Origin of the sequence: Ancylobacter sp. VNQ12, assembly GCF_049445835.1 — a bacterium.
Classification (GTDB): domain Bacteria; phylum Pseudomonadota; class Alphaproteobacteria; order Rhizobiales; family Xanthobacteraceae; genus Ancylobacter.
On the sequence record NZ_JBMSDU010000003.1, the window covers coordinates 125,063 to 143,183 of the forward strand.

The window sequence follows — 18,121 nt, forward strand, 5'->3', positions numbered from 1 at the left end:
GGCGAAGGACGCGCCCGGCCTTGCCGGCCAGGGAGGCGTGCCGATGACGGCGTCCACGGCGATTGCGGTGACGATTGCGGGCTCGGATTCCGGCGGCGGCGCCGGCATCCAGGCCGATCTCAAGACATTCTCGGCGCTGGGCGTCTACGGCGCCTCGGTGATCACCGCGCTGACGGCGCAGAACACGCTGGGCGTTACCGGCATCCACGACGTGCCGGCCGATTTCATTACCGCGCAGATCGACGCGGTGTTCTCCGATCTCGCGGTCGATGCGGTGAAGATCGGCATGCTGTCGCGTCCGGAGGCGATCGGCGCGGTTGCGGAGGGGCTCGACCGTCACGCGATCGCGACCGTCGTGCTCGACCCGGTGATGGTCGCGGCCTCGGGCGACCGGCTGCTGGTGCCGGAGGCGGTGGAATCGCTGCGCACGCAACTCTTGCCGCGCGCGCTGCTGATCACGCCGAACCTGCCCGAGGCGGCGGTGCTGCTCGACGAGGCGCCCGCGGCCGATCTCGCCGCCGTGCGCCGGCAGGCCGAGCGGCTGCGCGCGCTCGGGGCGCGTGCCGTGCTGATCAAGGGCGGGCATGGCGAGGGGCCCGACAGCGTCGACGTGCTGCTCGATTCCGAGGGCTTTGCGGAGTTCTCCGCCCCGCGCGTGGCGACCCGCAACACCCATGGCACCGGCTGCACGCTGTCTTCCGCCATCGCTGCCGGGCTGGCGCGTGGCATGAGCCTGCGCGCGGCCGTCGAGGCCGCCAAGGTCTATCTCACCCAGGCTATCGGCGCCTCCGACATGCTGACCATCGGGCGGGGCCACGGGCCGGTGCACCACTTCCACGCCTGGTGGTGAGGGCTGACGGCGAGGGCGTCCTCGCCGTCGCCCGCGCGGGCTGCTATCGAGGCGGCGCAATCTCAGAGTCGCCCCCGTGCCCGTCCTCGCCCCACGCCATGCCATCGCCACCGCCTATGCCGGGCTGTTCTTCGGCATCGGCGTGTACCTGCCGTTCTTTCCGGTGTGGCTGGAGGGCAGGGGCTTCGACGCCTCGATGATCGCCTTCACGCTGGCGGTGCCGTTTGCCGTGCGCCTGTTCACCATGCCGCTCGGCGGGCTGGCGGCCGACCGCAGCGGGCGGCCGCGCGCGACCCTCATCGTCTATGCGCTGGCGACGGCTTGTGCCTTCACCGGCGTGGCGCTGGCGCCCAGTGCCGCGCTGATGATCGTGGCGCTCGGCGTCGCCGCCAGTTTCTGGCAGCCGAGCCTGCCGGTGCTGGACGCCTATGCCGTGGCGCGCCGCGCCGAGGGGCTGATCGACTATGGCCGCGTGCGGCTGTGGGGCTCGCTTGCCTTCATCGGCGGCAATTTCGCCGCCGGCTTCCTGCTCGGCGGCCTGCCGGCGGACGCCATCGTCTGGTTCATCGTCGCGGGCAGCCTCATTGCCGCCTGCGCGGCGCTGACGCTCGACGAATTGCGGCTGCCCCCGCGCGAGGCGACAACGCATCGCCTGCCGAAGATCTCGCTGGTGCTCGGCCTTGCCATCCTGGCGGCGGCGCTGGTGCAGGGCTCGCACGCCACGCTCTATGCCTTCGCCTCGCTGCACTGGCGGGCCATCGGCCTGTCGGATTCGGCGATCGCCCTGTTATGGGCGACCGGCGTCATCGCCGAGGTGGTGCTGTTCCGCTTCGGGACGGGGCTGACGCGCCGGCTGGGCGCCGACCGGCTCTTGCTGATCGGCGGGCTGGCCGGCGTGCTGCGCTTCGGCGCCATGGCGTTCGATCCGCCGGTGGCGCTGGTGCTGCCCTTGCAGTTGCTCCACGCAGCGACCTTCGGCTGCACCTATCTCGGCACGGTCGAGATGGTGGCGCGCCACGCGCCGCCAGGACGCGGCGCGGCGGTGCAGGCGCTGGCGGCCTGGGTGACGATCATCGCCATGGCGACGGCGACGGTGGCGGCGGGGCCGCTGTGGCAATGGTTCGATTGCGGCGCGTTCTTCGTCTCAGCCGGCTTTGCCGCAGCGGGGACGCTCATCGCGCTCATCGTCGCGATGCGGCGGGGCTGATCAGCCCCAGAGCTCCGGTTCGGGTGGCAAGACCCGGCTGCCGACATAGCGCAGCCCCGGCTCTCGGTCATGGGCCAACAGCAGCGGGCCGTCGAGATCGACGAAGCGGGCGAGGCCGGCGAGCAGCAAGGCCGGCGCCATGGCACGCGAGGTCGCGACCATGCAGCCGACCATGATGTCGATGCCCTTTTCCCGCGCGGCTTTCGCCAGTGCAAGGCCCTCGGTGAGGCCGCCGGTCTTGTCCAGCTTGACGTTGATGGCGTCGTAGCGGCCGACCAGATGCGGCAGCGTGTCGAGCCCGTGCACGCTCTCGTCGGCGCAGATGGCGACGGGATGCTCGATCTCGGCGAGGAGGGCGTCATGTTCCGCCGGCAGCGGCTGCTCGACGAGTTCCACCCCGGCGCGGGCACAAGCGTCGAGATTCGCGGCCAGATCGCCGGCCGACCAGCCCTCATTCGCATCGACGATGAGTCGCGTGTGCGGCGCCGCGGCGCGGATGGCGGCCAGACGCGCGGCGTCGCCTGCGGCGCCCAGCTTGAGCTTCAGCAGGTCATGGCCGGAGCGCGCGGCCGCGCTCGCCATGGCTTCGGGGGTGTCGAGGCTGATCGTATAGGCGGTCAGGACGGAGGACGGCGCGGGTACGCCGGCGGTCTCGAAGGCGCGCCGGCCGCTGCGCTTGGCTTCAAAGTCCCACAGCGCGCAGTCGATCGCATTGCGCGCGGCGCCGGCCGGCATCAGCCTCTGCAACGATTCACGGTCCAGTCCGTGGGTGATGGCGGCGCGCATCGCGTCGATCGCCGCCGCCACCCCTTCGACGCTTTCACCGTAGCGGGCATAGGGCACGCATTCGCCGCGGCCGATCGCGTCGCCGTCGCGGATCTCCGCCGTGACGACGATGGCTTCGGTCTTAGAGCCGCGCGCGATGGTGAAGGAGCCGCGGATGGGAAAGCGTTCGACGCTGACGGTGAGCTGGGGCATCTGGACGAGAAGAACCTACAATTGGCCTGCGAATCACTAGGTGGCCTTCTGGTCTTCTATGAGGCACGCGATGGGTCTGGCCGTCACAGGGAAAGCACACTATTCGCAGTAGCGTGTGCGTATAGTATCTAATTACCCTTGCGAAGGGCTGGCGGCTCGACAGAGCGGAAGCCGTACCTGTATGAAACGACACGGCGAATTGTGTTTTGGCAGGACGAGGCGATCGTCCGGGCCGAACTGGGCTGCGGGGGAAGTGGGAGCCGGTTTTGGGAGCTGCTGAAGCGCCGCTTCTGGCGACAGCGCGCCACGGGCGAGAGCTGGTCTTCGTCGGCAATGGCCGGTGGACGGCTGCGGAGGCGCGCGCGCTCGAAGGATCGGTGGAAGCCAGCCTCGCGCAGCTTGCGAGCGGTGCGGTGGAAACGGCCCGGCTCGACCTTTCCGGCGTGCGCCGTTTCGACACCGTCGGCGCGGTCATGCTCGACCGGCTGATCCGCGGGCTCGAGGAGAATGGCGCGCGGCTTCAGGTCATTGGCCTCGAAAAGCGCTTCCAACCGCTGCTCGACGAGGTGGTGCGGGGCTGTCACGAGGTGCCTCCCGCGCGGCCCCGGGTCAATGCGCTCGTCGGCGGCCTCGAAGTCGTTGGCCGCACCATGGTCGAGACCGGGCGGGATGCGCTGACACTGCTGTCCTTCATCGGTGCCGTCGTCAGCGCACTGCTGCGCGTGGTCGTACGTCCGCAGACGTTCCGCGGCACCTCGATGGTCTATCACCTGGAGCGCACCGGGCTGCGGGCGGTGCCGATCATCGCGCTGATCACCTTCCTCATCGGCTGCATCATCGCGCAGCAGGGCATCTTCCATTTCCGCAAGTTCGGCGCGACCACCTATGTCGTCGACATGGTCGGCATTCTCACGCTGCGCGAGCTCGGCGTGCTGATCGTCTCGATCATGGTCGCCGGCCGCTCGGGCAGCGCCTTCACCGCCGAACTCGGTTCCATGCGCATGCGCGAGGAGGTCGACGCGCTGCGCGTCATGGGGTTCGATCCGAACGAGGTGCTGGTGCTGCCGCGCCTCGTCGCGCTGATCATCGCCGTGCCGCTGCTGACCTTCATCGGCAACATGTGCGCGCTGTTCGGCGGCGGGCTGGTGGCGTGGCTCTATGGCGGCATCTCGCCGACCATCTTTCTCAGCCGTCTGCAGGAGGCGATCTCGCTGAGCACCTTCGAGGTCGGCATGATCAAGGCGCCCTTCATGGCGGCGATCGTGGGTCTCATCGCCTGCATGGAGGGCATGCGGGTGGGCGGCAGCGCCGAGTCGCTCGGGGCACATACGACGGCGGCGGTGGTGAAAGCCATCTTCCTGGTCATCGTGGTCGATGGCCTGTTCGCCATGTTCTTCGCCGCGATCGACATGTGAGGTGATCGGGTGGAGCCCCAGACAACCCAGCTTCGACAGCCGAGCGGTACGGCGCCGGCCGTGGCCACGCCGGAGCCGATCATCAGCGTGCGCGACCTCGTCGTCGGCTTCGGCGAGCGCATCGTGCTCAACGGCCTTTCCCTTGACGTCATGAAGGGAGAAATCCTGGGCTTCGTCGGCGCGTCCGGCGGCGGCAAGTCGGTGCTGACGCGCACCATTCTCGGGCTCGTGCCCAAGCGCGCGGGCACGGTCGAGGTGTTCGGCGAGGACCTCGACACCCTGAGCTACGCGCAGCGCCGGCAGATGGAGCAGCGCTGGGGCGTGCTGTTCCAGCAGGGCGCGCTGTTCTCCTCGCTCAGCGTGCGGCAGAACATCCAGTTCCCGATGCGCGAATATCTCGACATGTCGCAGCGGCTGATGGACGAGATCACCGTCGCCAAGATCGAGATGGTGGGGCTGAAGCCGGACGTCACCGAGAAAATGCCCTCGGAGCTTTCCGGCGGCATGATCAAACGCGTGGCGCTGGCGCGGGCGCTGGCGATGGATCCGGAAATCCTCTTCCTCGACGAGCCGACCTCGGGTCTCGACCCAATCGGCGCGGGCGAGTTCGACGAACTTATCGCGACGCTTCAGCAGACTTTGGGACTGACCGTATTCATGGTAACGCACGATCTGGACAGCCTTCACACCGTGTGCGACCGCATCGCCGCCCTGGCGGATGGGAAAGTCATCGCGGTTGGACCGATAGAGACCATGCTGGCATCGCAGCACCCCTGGGTTTCCGCCTATTTCCACGGCAAGCGGGCCCGGGCTGCCGGCTTCGGTTCTGAACAGGAAAGGGCGCGCTGAGGCCGACATGGAAACACGCGCCAACTACGTCATCATCGGCCTCTTCACGCTTGCGGTCATCGCGGCCGGATTCGGCTTCGTCTGGTGGTTCAACGGCTCGAACTCGCGGGGCCCGCGCACCTCCTACGACGTGGTGTTCAGCGGTCCGGTGAGCGGCCTGCAGACCGGCTCCGCCGTGACCTTCAACGGCATCCCGGTCGGCGAAGTCACCGGGCTCCGGCTCGATGCCCAGGATCCGCGCAAGGTGGTCGCCACCGTCTCCGTGCAGCCGGCGACGCCGGTGAAGTCCGACACGCGGGCGCAGCTCAACGCGCAGGTGCTGACCGGCCTTGCCTCCGTCGGTCTCGTCGGCGGCGCGGCCAACGCCGAGCCGCTGCCGGCCCCGCCCGAGGGGCAATTGCCGCGTATCGAAGCGGATGCTTCCGCCGTCCAGGACCTGATGCAGGGTGCCCGGCAGGTCATCGGCCGTGTGGACGACATCGCGATGCGGGTCGACGACATCCTTCGCGACAACCAGGCCAAGATCAATTCGGTGATAGACAATGTCGACAAGTTCACCACCGTGCTCGGCAACAATTCCGAGAACATCAACGGGCTGATCGGCGATGTCAGCGCCGCCGCCAAGCGGATCGAGCAGCTTGCGGCCAATCTCGACAAGACCGTGCAGTCGATCCAGCCCGAGAAGGTGAGCTCGACGGTGGACAACATCGCCCAGTTCTCCAGTGAACTCGGCGGCATGGCCGCCAAGATCAACACCATCCTCGACAACGTGAACGGCATGACCACGAGCGAGGAGGGCAAGGGCATGTTCGCCGAGATCACCGCCGCGGCCGCCGAGGTGCGCAAGCTGGCGGCCAATCTCGACACGCGCACCGCCGAGCTTTCGGCCAACCTGAACCAGTTCACCGGCTCCGGCCTGCGCCAATACGAGGCGCTGGCGGTCGACGGCCGGCGGACGCTGGCGGAGATCGAGCGGGTGTTCAAGAAGCTTGAGAACAACCCGCGCCAGTTCATCTTTGGCGGCTCGTCCGTTCCCAGCTACAGTGGTCGCTAAAGCATGGGGCGCTTTGAGAAAAAATCCGACGACGGGGGCAGCGGCGTGAAGAGCGACAGGGTGTGCCGTAAGCTGACCGGCACGGCCACGGCCATGATGATTGCGCTGTCTCTCGGCGGCTGTGCCCAGATGCTTGCCGGCGGCGACAAGGCGGTGCCGACCTTCGACCTGACCGCGCCATCCGGCTTCACCGCACCGCGTTCCGGCGCGGGGCAGCTCGTCGTGGCGTCGCCGACGGCGCTGCAGGTGCTCGACACGGAACGCATCGTGGTCGAGCCGGCGTCGGGCCAGATCACCTATCTCGACAAGGCGCAGTGGAGCGACCGCCTCCCGGCGCTGTTCCAGGCGCGGCTGATCCAGTCCTTCGAGAATGCCAGCCGTGGCCGCTCGGTCGGCCGTCCGGGCGACAGCATCGTCGCGAACTACACGCTGCTGACCGACATACGCAGCTTCGGCATCCAGGCCTTCGCCGAGGGTGGGCCGGAGGCGGTGGTCGAGGTGTCCGCCAAGATCGTCAGCGCGGACGGCGGCCGTATCCTCGCCGCGCGGGTTTTCAAGGCGCGCGTGTCGGCGTCCGGCACCAGCGGTGCCGAGGCGACGCAGGCGCTGGATGCCGCCTCTGACCAGGTGTTCGTCGAGATCGTGGCCTGGGCGAGCCGCTTCTGAGCTTCCCGATATTTGTCATCCCGGACGGCCGACAGGCCGATCCGGGATCGCCTTCAGGATGGAGAGCGGTCCCGGCTCTCGCTGCGCTCGGCCGGGATGACGCCGACGGAAAGACCAAATGAAAAGGGCCCCTCGCGGGGCCCTTCTTCGTTTCAGGACGGCGCCGGCGGCTCAGTCGAAGCGACCGGCCGCGTGAGCGAGCAGGGTGTAGACCTTGCCGGTGTCCGACGTCAGATAGGTCTTGGTCATGGCCTGGCCGCGATCGTCGCGCGAGACCTGGTCCAGCAGGCGCTCGAACTCGCCGATATAGCGGTCGACCGTGTCGCGGAACTCGAGGTCGCGCCGGTACTTGCGGCGGATTTCCTCGAAGGTCTGCTGGCCCTGCATGGTGTAGAGGCGGCGGGTGAAGACGTTGCGCTCGCCGCGCTTGTAGCGCTCCCACAGATCGACCGCCGCCTCGTGGTCGATCATCCGGGCGATGTCGACCGAGAGCGAATCCAGCGATTCGATGGTGTGGTGCACCGGACGCTCGGCCTGGCTGGCACGCCCGGACTGACCGCGCGAGCGCGGGGCATTGGGCGCGAGCGAGGGGCCGTCATTGTCCGAGGCGCGGGCGAGAAGTTCCGAGAGCCAGCCGCTACCCTGGCCTTCCTGACCACCGCCGGAACGGGCCGGCGGCTGAGCCTGCGCCGGACGACGCGCCGCCGGAGCCGGGGAGGGTGCCGGGGCCGGACGGGGCGGGGTGGCCTGACGCGCCGGTTCAAAGCGCGGCGCGACGGGGCGGGCGGGTTCCGGCCGGCTCGGGGCCGGGGCGGGACGCGCGGCGACGGGGGCCGGAGCCGCCTGGACCGGCACGGGGGCAACGGGAGCCGGAGCGACCGGCGCCGCCGCAGCGGGCGCGACCGGGGCCGGTGCATGGGCCACCGGGGCAGGGGCCGGCGCGGTGGCGGCCGGCGCGGGCGTCCGGGTACGGACCCCGGTGTCGACGTCGAGCGAGCGGCCGTGGCGGGACACGATGTCGTTGAGCTCCGCCAGCGCCTTGATCTGCTCGGCGATGGTGCGGCGCATGGCCGAGGCATTGGCCTCGGTCTCCTCGGGCAGCTCCAGAATGCCGCGCTTGAGCTCCTCGCGGGTGGTCTCCAGCAGCGTCTTGATGTCGGCCACGGAGCTGCGCAGCTCCTGCGCCGTGCCGGTGAAGCCCTGGCTGGCTTCGCCCATCAGGGCGCTCACTTCGCGGACCGCCTGCTCGTAGGTCTCGCGCAGCACGGCGAGGGTGCGCTCGCGGCCGTTCTCGGTCGCGCTGCGGATCTCTTCCTGCTGGGCGATGATGGCTTCGGCCGATTCGCTGGTCGAGGCGAGGATCGACTTGGAGAGCTCGCTCGCGCGCTTTTCCGCCCGGCTGAAGGTTTCTTCCAGCGAGCGGGTATAGGCGGCGAGGCGTCCGTCCAGCTCGGTGGCACGGCCGCCGACATCCTGGGCCAGCGCCAGCAGCGCCTCGTGACGCCCGCCGAGCGTCTCGTCCAGGTTCTCGTGCGCCGCGCCGAGGGCGCTGGCGACGCTGGTGATGATGTTGGCCTGCTCGCCGAAGTTCTGGCTGAGCGAGGCAACATCCTGCAGCACGCTGGTCGAGACGGTGCGCAGCTCGCGGATCTGCTCGTCCATGCGGGTGGAGGCGAGGCGGCTGGCCTCATCGACATTGTCGACCGTGCTCTGGAACGTGCCGAGCCGTTCGGTGATCGTCTGCTCGATGGAGGCGAGGTTGGTCGCCGAGCTCGAAAGCACGTCCTGAAGCTGGACGTTGACGTCGCCGAGACGCTCCAGGAGCGCGGAGACGTCGCCCTGCAGGGCCTGGTTGGTGGCGGCGATTTCCGACACCGCGGCGCGGCCGCTTTCGGAGATCGAATCGATGAGCCCCGCGCCGCGCCCTTCCAGCGTGCTGACGAATTCCTCGGTGAGGCGCGACAGCTCGCCCGAGGTGAACTCGGTGGTCTGGCGCGCGGCGTCGACGATGGAGCCGCCGCGGCCTTCCAGCGCGCCGATGAACTCCTCGGCAAGGCGGTTCAGTTCGCCCGAGGTGAACTCGGTGGTCTGGCGGGCGGCGTCGACGATGGTACCGCCGCGGCCTTCCAGCGCGCCGATGAACTCCTCGGTGAGACGGGTCAGTTCGCCCGAGGTGTATTCGGCGGTCTGGCGGGCGGCATCGACGATGTTGCTGCCGCGTCCGTCCAGATTGCCGATGAACTCCTCGCTGACGCGCGAGAGCTCGGTCGAGGTGAACTCCGCCGTCTGGCGGGCCGCATCGACCAGGCTGGTGCCGCGCTCGTCGAGCGTGCGGATGAAGTTCTCGGTGAGGCGGGTGAACTCGGCGGAGGTGACGTCGCTGGTCTGGCGCACCGTATCGACGAGCTGCGAACCGCGGCCGTCGAACTCGGCGAGCAGCGCATCGCTGGCGCGAGCGATCTCGTCGACGACCTGGCCGCTGACATGGCGGACCGTATCCACGAGGTGCGAGCCGCGTCCGTCGAACTCGGTCAGCAGCGCGTCGCCGGCGCGGGCGATCTCGCCCGTGACCTGGCCGCTGAGCTGCTGCAGGGCGGAGACCACGTCGCCGCTCTGGTTGTTGAGGTTGGCGAGGAGATCGTCGCCGATCCGCGCCATTTCGCCCGCCGTGTTCTGGCTGGAGCGCTGGAAGGCGTCCAGCAGGCCGGCGGTGCGTTGCTCGACGGTGTTCAGCACATCGTCGCTCATCTGCATGAGCTGTTCGGTACGCCCACCGGTCGCCTGCTCGAAGGCGGAGACGATGGCGTCGGAGCGGGTCTCCAGCGTGTGCAGCAGGTCTTCGCTGGCGCGCATGATGTCGTCCACCGCACCGGAGCGGGTGGTGTCGAGAGCACGCACCAGATTGTCGCGATGATCGTCGATCGCGGCGAGCAGGTCGGAACTGGCGCGGGAGATCTCGCTGGTGATGCCGAGGCTGCGGTCTTCCAGCGAAGCCAGCAGGCCGTTGCCACGCTCCTCGACGATGCGGGCGAGTTCTTCGGTGCGGGTGTCGAACAGCGAGGTCACGTCGCCGGCGCGGTCGACCAGCGTGCGGCTGACATTGTCGACGAGCGAGGTGAGGCTGCTCTCGATGTCGCTCGCTTCGTTGCGCAGCTGGCCGGCAACGGCGCCGATGCGCTGGCCGAGAAGGTCGGCCATGGCGGCGCCGCGCACTTCGACCGAGGTGGCCACGCTGTCGATGCGGCCGACCACCGTCTCCTCGAAGCGGTTGACGCGGATATCGAGCGTGTCGGCGATTTCGAGCGCGCGGGCCGCGAGGGTGCGGTCGACCTGCTCGATGCGCTCGGAGAGCTGCTCGGTGACGGAGACCGCGCGATCGTCGAAGAACCTGCCGAGCACGTCGAGCGAGTGGCTCATCGCCTCGTTGGCCTTCGCGGCGCCGTCCGTCATGGTGCGGGCGGCAAGGTCGATGCGCTCGCTGATGTTGGTGGTGACGTCCTGCGCATGCTGGCTGAAGAAGCCGTCCAGCACCCCGAGCGACTTGTCCATCGCGTCGGTGGCGAGGCGGGCACCCTCGGTCATGGTCTGGGCGAATTCCTGGGTGCGGCCCGCCAGCGTCTCGTTCAGGCCCTCGACGCCACGATCGAGCACGCCTTCGATATTGGCGATGCGCAGATCCAGCGACGCGGCGATGGTCTCGGTCTTGGCGGTGATCTGGTCGTCGAAGCCGGAGAGGTTGTCGTCCATCGCGCGGGTGATGGCGTCGACGCGCTCGGTGATGCGCTGGACGATGGCGCCGCCCTGGCCCTGCAGCACGTTGTCGAAGTCGCGCAGGCCGTCGGCGATCTGCCGGCCGAGCAGATTGGCGTCGGTGGCGATGCGGTCGGCGACTTCGGCGCCCTGGACGGTGACAGTCTCCTCGATCGCCTTGAGGCGCGAGCCGAGCATTTCGCGCACGGCGTCGGCGCGGTTGCCGAGCGTGGCCGTCAGCGCTTCCGCGGATTCACGGAACTGGTCGTTGGCGCGGGTGCCACGGGTGGCAATGGCATTCGCCACTTCCGCGCCGACCTGGGCGAGCTGGTCGCTCATCGCGGTGCCGCGGTAGTTGATGTCCTGCGAGAAGCGGTCGGCGGCCTCGGCGAGGGTGTCGTGGGCGTTCGCGCCGGCCTCGGAGAGCTGGTGGACGACGCGCTGGCCGGTCTCGCCGAGCAGGCGCTCGAGCTCGCTGCCGCGCACGGCGATGGTGTCGTAGATGCGGTTGCCGGTGTCGGCGATGCGGTCGGCGAGATCGTCGCCCCGCACAGTGATGGTCTCGGCGACGCGGTTGCCGGTCTCCTCCAGCTTGCGGACGACTTCGCCGCCCCGCACCGACATGTCGAGAACCAGCGAGTCGCCCGTGGCGCGCAGCGTCTGGTTGACCTCGCTGGCCCGCACTGCGATCTCGTCGGCGAGGCGGGTGCCGGTGCCGACCAGCGCGTCGGTGATCTCGTCGGAGCGCGCCGACAGCGTATCGGTGAGGTTCACCGTGGTCGCGTTCAGCTTGTCGCTCAGCTCCTGCGTGCGGGAGGTGACGACGTCGGAAAGCTCGGAGGCGGTGGAGAGCAGCTTCTGGCCGATCTCGTCGGTGCGGCTCTGCAGCGTGTCGGTGAGATTGGCGGTCACGCCGGAGAGGCGCTGGCTGATCTCGTCGGTCTGCGAGCTCAGCGTCGAGATGAGGTGCTCGCTGGCATCCGACAGGTTGGTGTTGACGTCGGTGCCGGTCGCCTGCAGGCGGTCGATCAGGTCGCCGCCCTTCTCGGTGAGGGCATCGATGATGGTGTCGCCGACGCGGCCGAGGGCGAGCGTGATGTGCTCGCCCTTCTCGGACAGCGTGTTGGTGACGCGGTCGGCAGCATCGAGCACGGTCGAATTGATGCGGTCGCTAACGCCGCTCACTTCCGTCGCGAAGGAATAGTGTGCGGTGGAGATGGCGTCGCGGATGTGGTCGGCGTGGGTGAGAATGATCTCGCGCTCCGCCTGAAGGCGCTCGATGAGGTGGCGCATGCGCACCTCATTCTCTTCATAGGCGCTCTCGAGCGTGGAAATCTCGGTGCGTACCAGCGCTTCCAGCTCGCTGGCGCGGGCGATGGTGCGCTCCACGCCATCACCCATCGCGGCGACCTCGCGGCGCACCACCTGGCCGACATTCACCACCGCCTCGGTGGTGGTGCCGTGATCGGGCTCGGCGAGGCGGATCGCCACCTGCGCCATGGAGTGGGCGACGATGCGCATCTCCTGCATGCGGCTGATCATGGTCGCCAGCACGAAGAAGAACACCGGCGGCACGACAAGGCCGGCGGCGGTGGCCAGCAGCGCGGGGGCGGAGAAGGCATCGATGCCGGCCTGCCCGACATGCAGATAGGTCAGCACGCCGCCAATGCCGAGCCACGCGGCGGAGGCGCCGGCGGCGAGATAATGCGGGGTGGCCGGCGGGCGCCGCTGCAGCGCGGAGAGCAGCTGGCCGATGGTCTGGCGGTCGTCATTGGCCGCGCGGCGCTCGGGCTTGGCGGCGCGTGCCGTGCCGCGCTGCGGCTCGGCGACGGTCGTGGCCGCTGCTGCGGCGGCGGCGACCGGGGCGATGGTGGAGGCGAGGTCCGGGCCGGCGTCAATGGTGCCACCCGCGGTGACGTCGGGTGCCCGGAGGCTGACGTCCGGAGCGAAGTCGCCGCGCGGCTGGGTCTCGAAGCCGAAATCGAAAGTGGGCTCGACATGTTCTCCCGAGGTTTCGAGCGGGAGCTCGAACGCGGCATGGGTGATGTCGGACCCACCGTCGTCCTCGGCTTCCAGATCGCTGGCGCTCAGGAAAGTTGGCTCCTCGCCGAGCGGCTCGTCGAGAGTGGAGCGGCTGCGCTCCTCGATCCGCGGTCCGTTCGGCTCGCGTGCCGGCGGCAGGTCGAAGCCGTCGTCGCCATGTTCGGGGGCGGCGTTATCGTCATCGCTCGTCAGGTCGAGACTCAGGGCCTCCTCGATGGCCGACAGCGCGGCCTCCGCGGGATCCTGGTGAACCTTCTTCGTATTCGTCGACATCGGCGCCTGCCTCCGGTCCGTACGCTACTCCGACCGGCTTTCGCCGTCGGGCCGGGGATCCGCGATGATCCAACGTTGCTCGCGCCATTTGGTGCCCCGCGCTAAAACATCACGGAGCTTGACGAGAGCAGCGTTAGTCCACCGCACCTCTATCCTACGCTCTTGCCCAATAAAAATGGAACTGGGGTTAATGTGCCGATTGAGGTTATCGTTAACGGCCTGTTCACCATGCCCGGTAACGAACGATTAAGACCTCGGCCACGGCTCACTTCTTGGAGAGGCGTGAGGTGCGAATCTAGGCGGTATCCTTCGCTGCTGCCATCGCATCGCCGCGCTGGCATTCCCCGCCGACGGAGGCTATCTAGGGCGCCTGCTGCTTTTAAACCTTCCAGAACGCCGAAGCTCTCCGCCATGCCCAAGATCACGTACATCGACTCCACCGGGACCGAGCGCACCGTGGAGGCACAATCCGGCTCAACTGTGATGGAAGCGGCGATTCGCAACGGCGTGCCGGGGATAGACGCGGAATGCGGCGGCGCCTGTGCCTGCGCCACCTGCCACGTCTATGTCGACGAGGCCTGGACCGCAGCCACCGGCGAGCCGGGGCCGATGGAAGAGGACATGCTCGACTTCGCCTCCGACGTGCAGCCCAATTCGCGCCTGTCGTGCCAGATCAAGATCAGCGACGCGCTGGACGGGTTGGTCGTGCGCACGCCCGAGCATCAGGGCTGATCACTCGCCTTCCTTCTCCTGCCGCGCGATCAGCCCCGAAGCAACGTCCCTCAGCGCCGGAGCCGGCAGCGCCGCGAAGGGCAGGGGGCGTGTCACGTCGATGGCGGCCAGTCCCAGCCGGGCGGTCAGCAGCCCGTTGACCACGCCCTCGCCGAGGCGCGCGGAAAGCTTGGCGGCAATGCCGTGCCCGACCACCTGCTGGATGAGCGAATCCCCCGCCGCCATGCCGCCGGTGACGGCGAGATGCGCCACGACCTGCCGGAACAGCCGGATCATGCCCAGTGCGCCGGGGCGCCCGCCATAAAGCTGCGCCAGCCGGCGGACCAGCCCGACCGCCGTCACCAGCACGAAGATGAGGTCGACCGCCGCGCGCGGCGACACCGCCGTCACCACCGACACGCGCTTGGCGGCATTGGACACCAGTAGCGTGGCCTCGGCGTCGAGCGGCGCCATCAACTGGCGCTCGGTGAGGCGCACGAGGTCGCCGCCGTCGATGATGGCGTCCAGGTGGGCGCCGAGCTCGCTGCGGGCGCGAAACAGGCGCGGCGAGGACTTCGTTACCGCCATCAGCTCCCGCGTCACCTCCTCGGCGAGGCGGCGGTCGTCCTTCTCCAGGGCAAGAGCAGCGCGCTCGCGCAGCTGGTTCAGCGTCTTCAGGCGCATCAGGCCGAACAGCTCGCGCGCGACGATGGCGAGGGTGGCCAGTGCGAGCGCGGCGGCAAAGCCCAGTCCCGCATAGCCGAGCCAATCCGCGCGGGCGAACAGGTCCTCGATCAGCTTCGACACCGCGAGTCCGATGCCGAGGCTGACGAGCCCGCCGAGGCCCGACCAGAACAGCATGCCCCAGCGCGAGGTGGAGGGAGGCGGCGCGGGCAGCGGCACGTCCTCGACCGCGTCCTCCTGCGGTTGCGCCGGCGTGACGACGATCGCACCGCGCGGCGCGGGACGCCCATCCTCGGCCAGCACGACGTCGGGGTCGTCGAGGCGGAAGGCTTGCGGGCGGCGGGGGGAGCGGTCGGTCATCTCTTCTCTATTTCAGCCGGTCGCCGAGGAGGAATTCGAGGGCGCGATCGAGACGGATATGGGGCAGGGCGAGCGCTTCGCCATCGGCGTTGCGTTCCACCAGCGGCGGACGGAAGCGCAGGAAGCGGAAGTCGCCGCCCTGCGCATCCGACAGGCCGCTGAAGCCGACGCCGGGGTCGAACAGGGCGGACGGCGCCTCCGGCAAGTCGCCGGGGAACACGGCGGCCTCGGCGAGCCCGTCGAACGCATCGGCGCCATGCTGGCCGGCTTCCGGCACGCCGACAATGGCGGGAAGGTGGGAGCGGCCGCGCTTCACCATCGCCTCGCGGGTCGCCCGCACGGCGGCGAGCGCGACCACGTCGATCTCCGAGCCGGCGCTGTGCGCCCGCGCCAGCGCGCGTTCGACCAGCCGGCGCAGGATCGCCTCCAGCGGATCGTGGCTGGTGTGGTGGAGGTGGTCGGCTTTGGTGGCGGCGAACAGCACCTTGCCGATGCGGTGGCGGAACAGCGCCTCCAGCCACGAATTCCGGCCGACCCGGAAGGCCCCGAGGATGCCGTCCAGCGCGGATTCGAGATCCGCCAGCGCCGCCGGCCCGGCATTGAGCGCGGCGAGAACGTCGATCAGCACGATCTGCCGGTCGAGCCGGGCGAAATGGTCGCGGAAGAAGGGGCGAACGATGGTGTCCTTATAGGCATCGTAGCGCCGCTTCATCATGGCGTGCAGCGAGCCGGACGGCGGCTCGCGCCCCTCGTCCAGATCCAGCGGCGCGAAGGTCAGCGCCGGCGAGCCTTCGAGGTCGCCGGGCATGAGGAACCGGCCGGGCGGCAGCAGGCTCATCGACACGGTCTCAGTGCGGCAGGCGGCGAGATAATCGGTGAACAGGCCTGCGAGCCGGCGCGCCGTGGCCTCGTCCGCCGGCGCGTCCGGATCGGTCGCCTTCAGCTCGGCGAGAAAGGGCGCGGCCAGCGCCTGCCGGGCGGGCGCACGGGCGAGCCTCAGGCTCTGCGCGGCGAAGGCGGCGTAGTCCTGTTCGAGCAGCGGCAGGTCGAGCAGCCACTCGCCGGGATAGTCGACGATGTCGAGGGTCAGCATGCGCCGCCCGCCGCGCGCCGGGGCGTAATCAATGGCGAGGCGCAGCTCGCTGATGCGGCGGGTCGAATCCGGCCAGCGCCGCTCATCGACGAGTGTCGCGAGATGGCCCTCATAATCGAAGCGCGGCACGTCGTCGTCCGGCTGCGGCTCCAGCCGGGCGCCGGCGATGCGACCCTCATGCATGGCGCGGAACACCGGCAGGCGCCCGCCGCGCATCAGCGCGTGCACCAGGGCGGTGGTGAACACCGTCTTGCCGGCGCGCGACAGGCCGGTGATGCCGAGCCGGAGCGTCGGGCTGGCGAGATTCTCCGCGCGGTCGAGCAGAGTCTGCGCGGTGAGCCGCGCCTCGTCGATGATGGTCTCGTACCAGGAGGGCAATGCAGGTCCTTCCGATGCTCGCGCCTCAGTCCCCGTCGCTCTTTGCGACGCCGAGCGCACGCGGCGTCACGAATCGTTCGAGCGTCCCCTGGCCGGGCGTGATCCCGTTCCAGTCGTCGACCGGCAGGTCGATCACCGCAAGAGCGCCCGTCGGGTATTTCGGCAGCACCTTGGCGCGGTGGGCGCGCTTGAGCAGCAACGCGGCCAGCCCCTCCATGCCGGGATTGTGGCCGACGAGGAGGAGCGGGGAGCGGCCGGTCTGGCGCCGGACCAGCGCGAGCAGCGCCTCCGGCGAGGCTTCATAGATCGCCCCCTCGAAGAAGGGCGGCACATGCGGCGGCCAGTTACGGGTCGCAACGTCCCACGTCTCTATGGTGCGCCGCGCCGGCGACACCAGCGATACCGCGGGGACGAGGCCGTTCTCGGCCATGTAGGCGCCAATGGCGCCAGCTCCGCGCTGGCCGCGCCCGGCCAGCGGGCGGTCACGATCGGCAACTCCATCCGGCCAGGCGGACTTCGCGTGGCGGAGCAGAAACAGGCGCAGCATCAGCAACTCGGCTCCGATGATCGAGGCATGGTTTCACCAATATAGGGATTCGCCGGCGCCTTTGTGTGGGACCGATTGCCTGTCGCCCCGTGCCGGTGTCGGACACGAACGATAAATGCTTTGCCGTTAAGTGACTTTTCGGCAACCACAGGCGTCGTATCGTCATGTATGAACGTTACCGAACAAGGTTTGAGGTTTGAGAGATGCAGGCGATCGGCGTGAAGGGTTTCGTGGTGGTCGCGGGTGTTCTCGGCCTCTCTGCCGTGGCGAATGCCGCCGATGTCGGCATGCCGGCGCCGGCCTACAAGGCGGAGCCTGCGCCCACGACGGACCGTCAATGGACCGTGACGGTCGGCGCCTATGTGTTCACCGAGGCGGACTATGCCGGGTCGGACGATTATGAATTCGCCATTCGTCCGCTCTTCAGCATCTCGCGCGCCGACCGGCTGAGCGAGTTCGACAGCTTCAAGGACAACCCCAGCATCGCCCTGTGGGACAACGGTGCCTTCGAACTCGGCATCGTCGGCGGCCTCGAGTGGAAGCGCGATGCCGGCGATTCGCCGGACCTGCGCGGCCTGAAGGACATCGACTACGCCTATCTCGTCGGCGGCTACGCCCAGTGGTACCCGGTCGAGTGGCTGCGCCTGCGCGGCGAACTGATGTATGGCTTCGGCGGTTTCGACGGCGTCGTGGGCAACCTGGCGGCGGACGCGATCTACTTCAGCGAATCGCTTGGCGGCATCACGCTGTCGGCCGGCCCGCGCATGACGCTGGCGAGCTCGGGCTATATCGACACCTATTTCGGCATCACCCCGGCTGAGGCCGCGGTGGCCCAGGCGCTCGGCAACAATGTCACGGCCTATGAGGCCGGTGGCGGCGTCTATTCGGTGGGCTTCGGCGGCCAGATCTCCAAGCGCTTCACCAAGAACATCACCGGTTCGATCTTCGGCGAGTACGAGTACCTGCTCGATGACGCCGCCGACAGCCCGATCGTGGCCCAGAGCGGCGATCGCAACCAGTTCCAGGCGGGCGTGTCGCTGTCCTACACCTTCTTCCTCGGCTTCGAATAAGCGGCGCTGCCTCCTCCTTCCGGCGTGTGGCCGCCGCGTTCCGGCCGGCCCGCTTCCGCACTTGGTCGAACTGCCCTTTTTCGGCGCGCAAGCTGCTGAAAAATCCAGCATTTCATGTCGTGGAGATGACGACGAGAAATGTTGTACGGGGGCATGCGGAAGGCTATAAGCAGCGCCCGAGAGGGGTGACCCC

The 18,121-nt window shown here is 68.9% G+C and carries 13 protein-coding genes; 8 read left to right on the forward strand and 5 right to left on the reverse strand.

All coding sequences use genetic code 11. The annotated features are described in order from the left end of the window. The first annotated feature begins 43 nt into the window (after positions 1 to 43). Positions 44 to 850: a bifunctional hydroxymethylpyrimidine kinase/phosphomethylpyrimidine kinase gene (gene thiD / locus ACO2RV_RS07160; RefSeq protein WP_423291288.1), complete on the forward strand. Its 807-nt coding sequence runs from the start codon at positions 44 to 46 to the stop codon at positions 848 to 850. A gap of 76 nt (positions 851 to 926) precedes the next feature. After that, on the forward strand, positions 927 to 2,057 hold the full coding sequence (locus ACO2RV_RS07165; RefSeq protein ID WP_423291290.1) for an MFS transporter: 1,131 nt from the start codon (positions 927 to 929) through the stop codon (positions 2,055 to 2,057). Here ACO2RV_RS07165 and dgcA read toward each other — a convergent pair whose 3' ends face one another. Further along, entirely contained in the window at positions 2,058 to 3,035 is a 978-nt protein-coding gene (dgcA, locus tag ACO2RV_RS07170) for an N-acetyl-D-Glu racemase DgcA (RefSeq protein ID WP_423291292.1), read from the reverse strand. It abuts the gene before it with no gap. Between the two features lie 266 nt (positions 3,036 to 3,301). Here dgcA and ACO2RV_RS07175 point away from each other — a divergent pair, with 266 nt between their 5' ends. Genes ACO2RV_RS07175 through ACO2RV_RS07190 form a run of 4 tightly spaced genes read left to right on the forward strand, consistent with a single transcriptional unit; the run spans position 3,302 to position 7,019 of the window. After that, a complete protein-coding gene (locus ACO2RV_RS07175; protein WP_423291294.1) occupies positions 3,302 to 4,450 on the forward strand; it encodes an ABC transporter permease in 1,149 nt (382 codons plus the stop codon). A gap of 60 nt (positions 4,451 to 4,510) precedes the next feature. Further along, the gene (locus ACO2RV_RS07180) at positions 4,511 to 5,299 is read left to right on the forward strand and encodes an ABC transporter ATP-binding protein (protein WP_423291296.1); all 789 of its coding nucleotides are present in this window, start codon (positions 4,511 to 4,513) and stop codon (positions 5,297 to 5,299) included. Positions 5,300 to 5,306: 7 nt separating this feature from the next. Next, a complete protein-coding gene (locus tag ACO2RV_RS07185) occupies positions 5,307 to 6,353 on the forward strand; it encodes an MlaD family protein (RefSeq protein ID WP_423291298.1) in 1,047 nt (348 codons plus the stop codon). Between the two features lie 45 nt (positions 6,354 to 6,398). Beyond that, positions 6,399 to 7,019 (forward strand): ABC-type transport auxiliary lipoprotein family protein, encoded by a 621-nt coding sequence (locus ACO2RV_RS07190; protein ID WP_423291300.1) that lies wholly within the window; start codon positions 6,399 to 6,401, stop codon positions 7,017 to 7,019. Between the two features lie 171 nt (positions 7,020 to 7,190). Here ACO2RV_RS07190 and ACO2RV_RS07195 read toward each other — a convergent pair whose 3' ends face one another. After that, positions 7,191 to 13,085, reverse strand: coding sequence for an apolipoprotein acyltransferase (locus ACO2RV_RS07195; RefSeq protein WP_423291302.1), 5,895 nt, complete (start codon positions 13,083 to 13,085; stop codon positions 7,191 to 7,193). A gap of 411 nt (positions 13,086 to 13,496) precedes the next feature. Between ACO2RV_RS07195 and ACO2RV_RS07200 the strand changes: the two genes are divergently transcribed. Beyond that, the gene (locus ACO2RV_RS07200) at positions 13,497 to 13,817 is read left to right on the forward strand and encodes a 2Fe-2S iron-sulfur cluster-binding protein (protein WP_423291304.1); all 321 of its coding nucleotides are present in this window, start codon (positions 13,497 to 13,499) and stop codon (positions 13,815 to 13,817) included. Here ACO2RV_RS07200 and ACO2RV_RS07205 read toward each other — a convergent pair whose 3' ends face one another. The 3 genes from ACO2RV_RS07205 to ACO2RV_RS07215 are packed head-to-tail and all read right to left on the reverse strand — an operon-like array spanning position 13,818 to position 16,858. Continuing rightward, complete coding sequence (locus ACO2RV_RS07205; protein WP_423291306.1) at positions 13,818 to 14,840, reverse strand: YcjF family protein; 1,023 nt, start codon at positions 14,838 to 14,840, stop codon at positions 13,818 to 13,820. It abuts the gene before it with no gap. 7 nt (positions 14,841 to 14,847) lie between these two features. Next, positions 14,848 to 16,311: a YcjX family protein gene (locus ACO2RV_RS07210; RefSeq protein ID WP_423291308.1), complete on the reverse strand. Its 1,464-nt coding sequence runs from the start codon at positions 16,309 to 16,311 to the stop codon at positions 14,848 to 14,850. A 25-nt stretch (positions 16,312 to 16,336) separates the two neighbouring features. Beyond that, positions 16,337 to 16,858, reverse strand: a complete 522-nt coding sequence (locus tag ACO2RV_RS07215) for a SixA phosphatase family protein (RefSeq protein ID WP_423291310.1) — start codon at positions 16,856 to 16,858, stop codon at positions 16,337 to 16,339. A gap of 203 nt (positions 16,859 to 17,061) precedes the next feature. On the opposite strand from ACO2RV_RS07215, the gene ACO2RV_RS07220 reads away from it, so the two are divergent. After that, positions 17,062 to 17,928: a MipA/OmpV family protein gene (locus ACO2RV_RS07220; RefSeq protein WP_423291312.1), complete on the forward strand. Its 867-nt coding sequence runs from the start codon at positions 17,062 to 17,064 to the stop codon at positions 17,926 to 17,928. Positions 17,929 to 18,121: the final 193 nt, after the last annotated feature.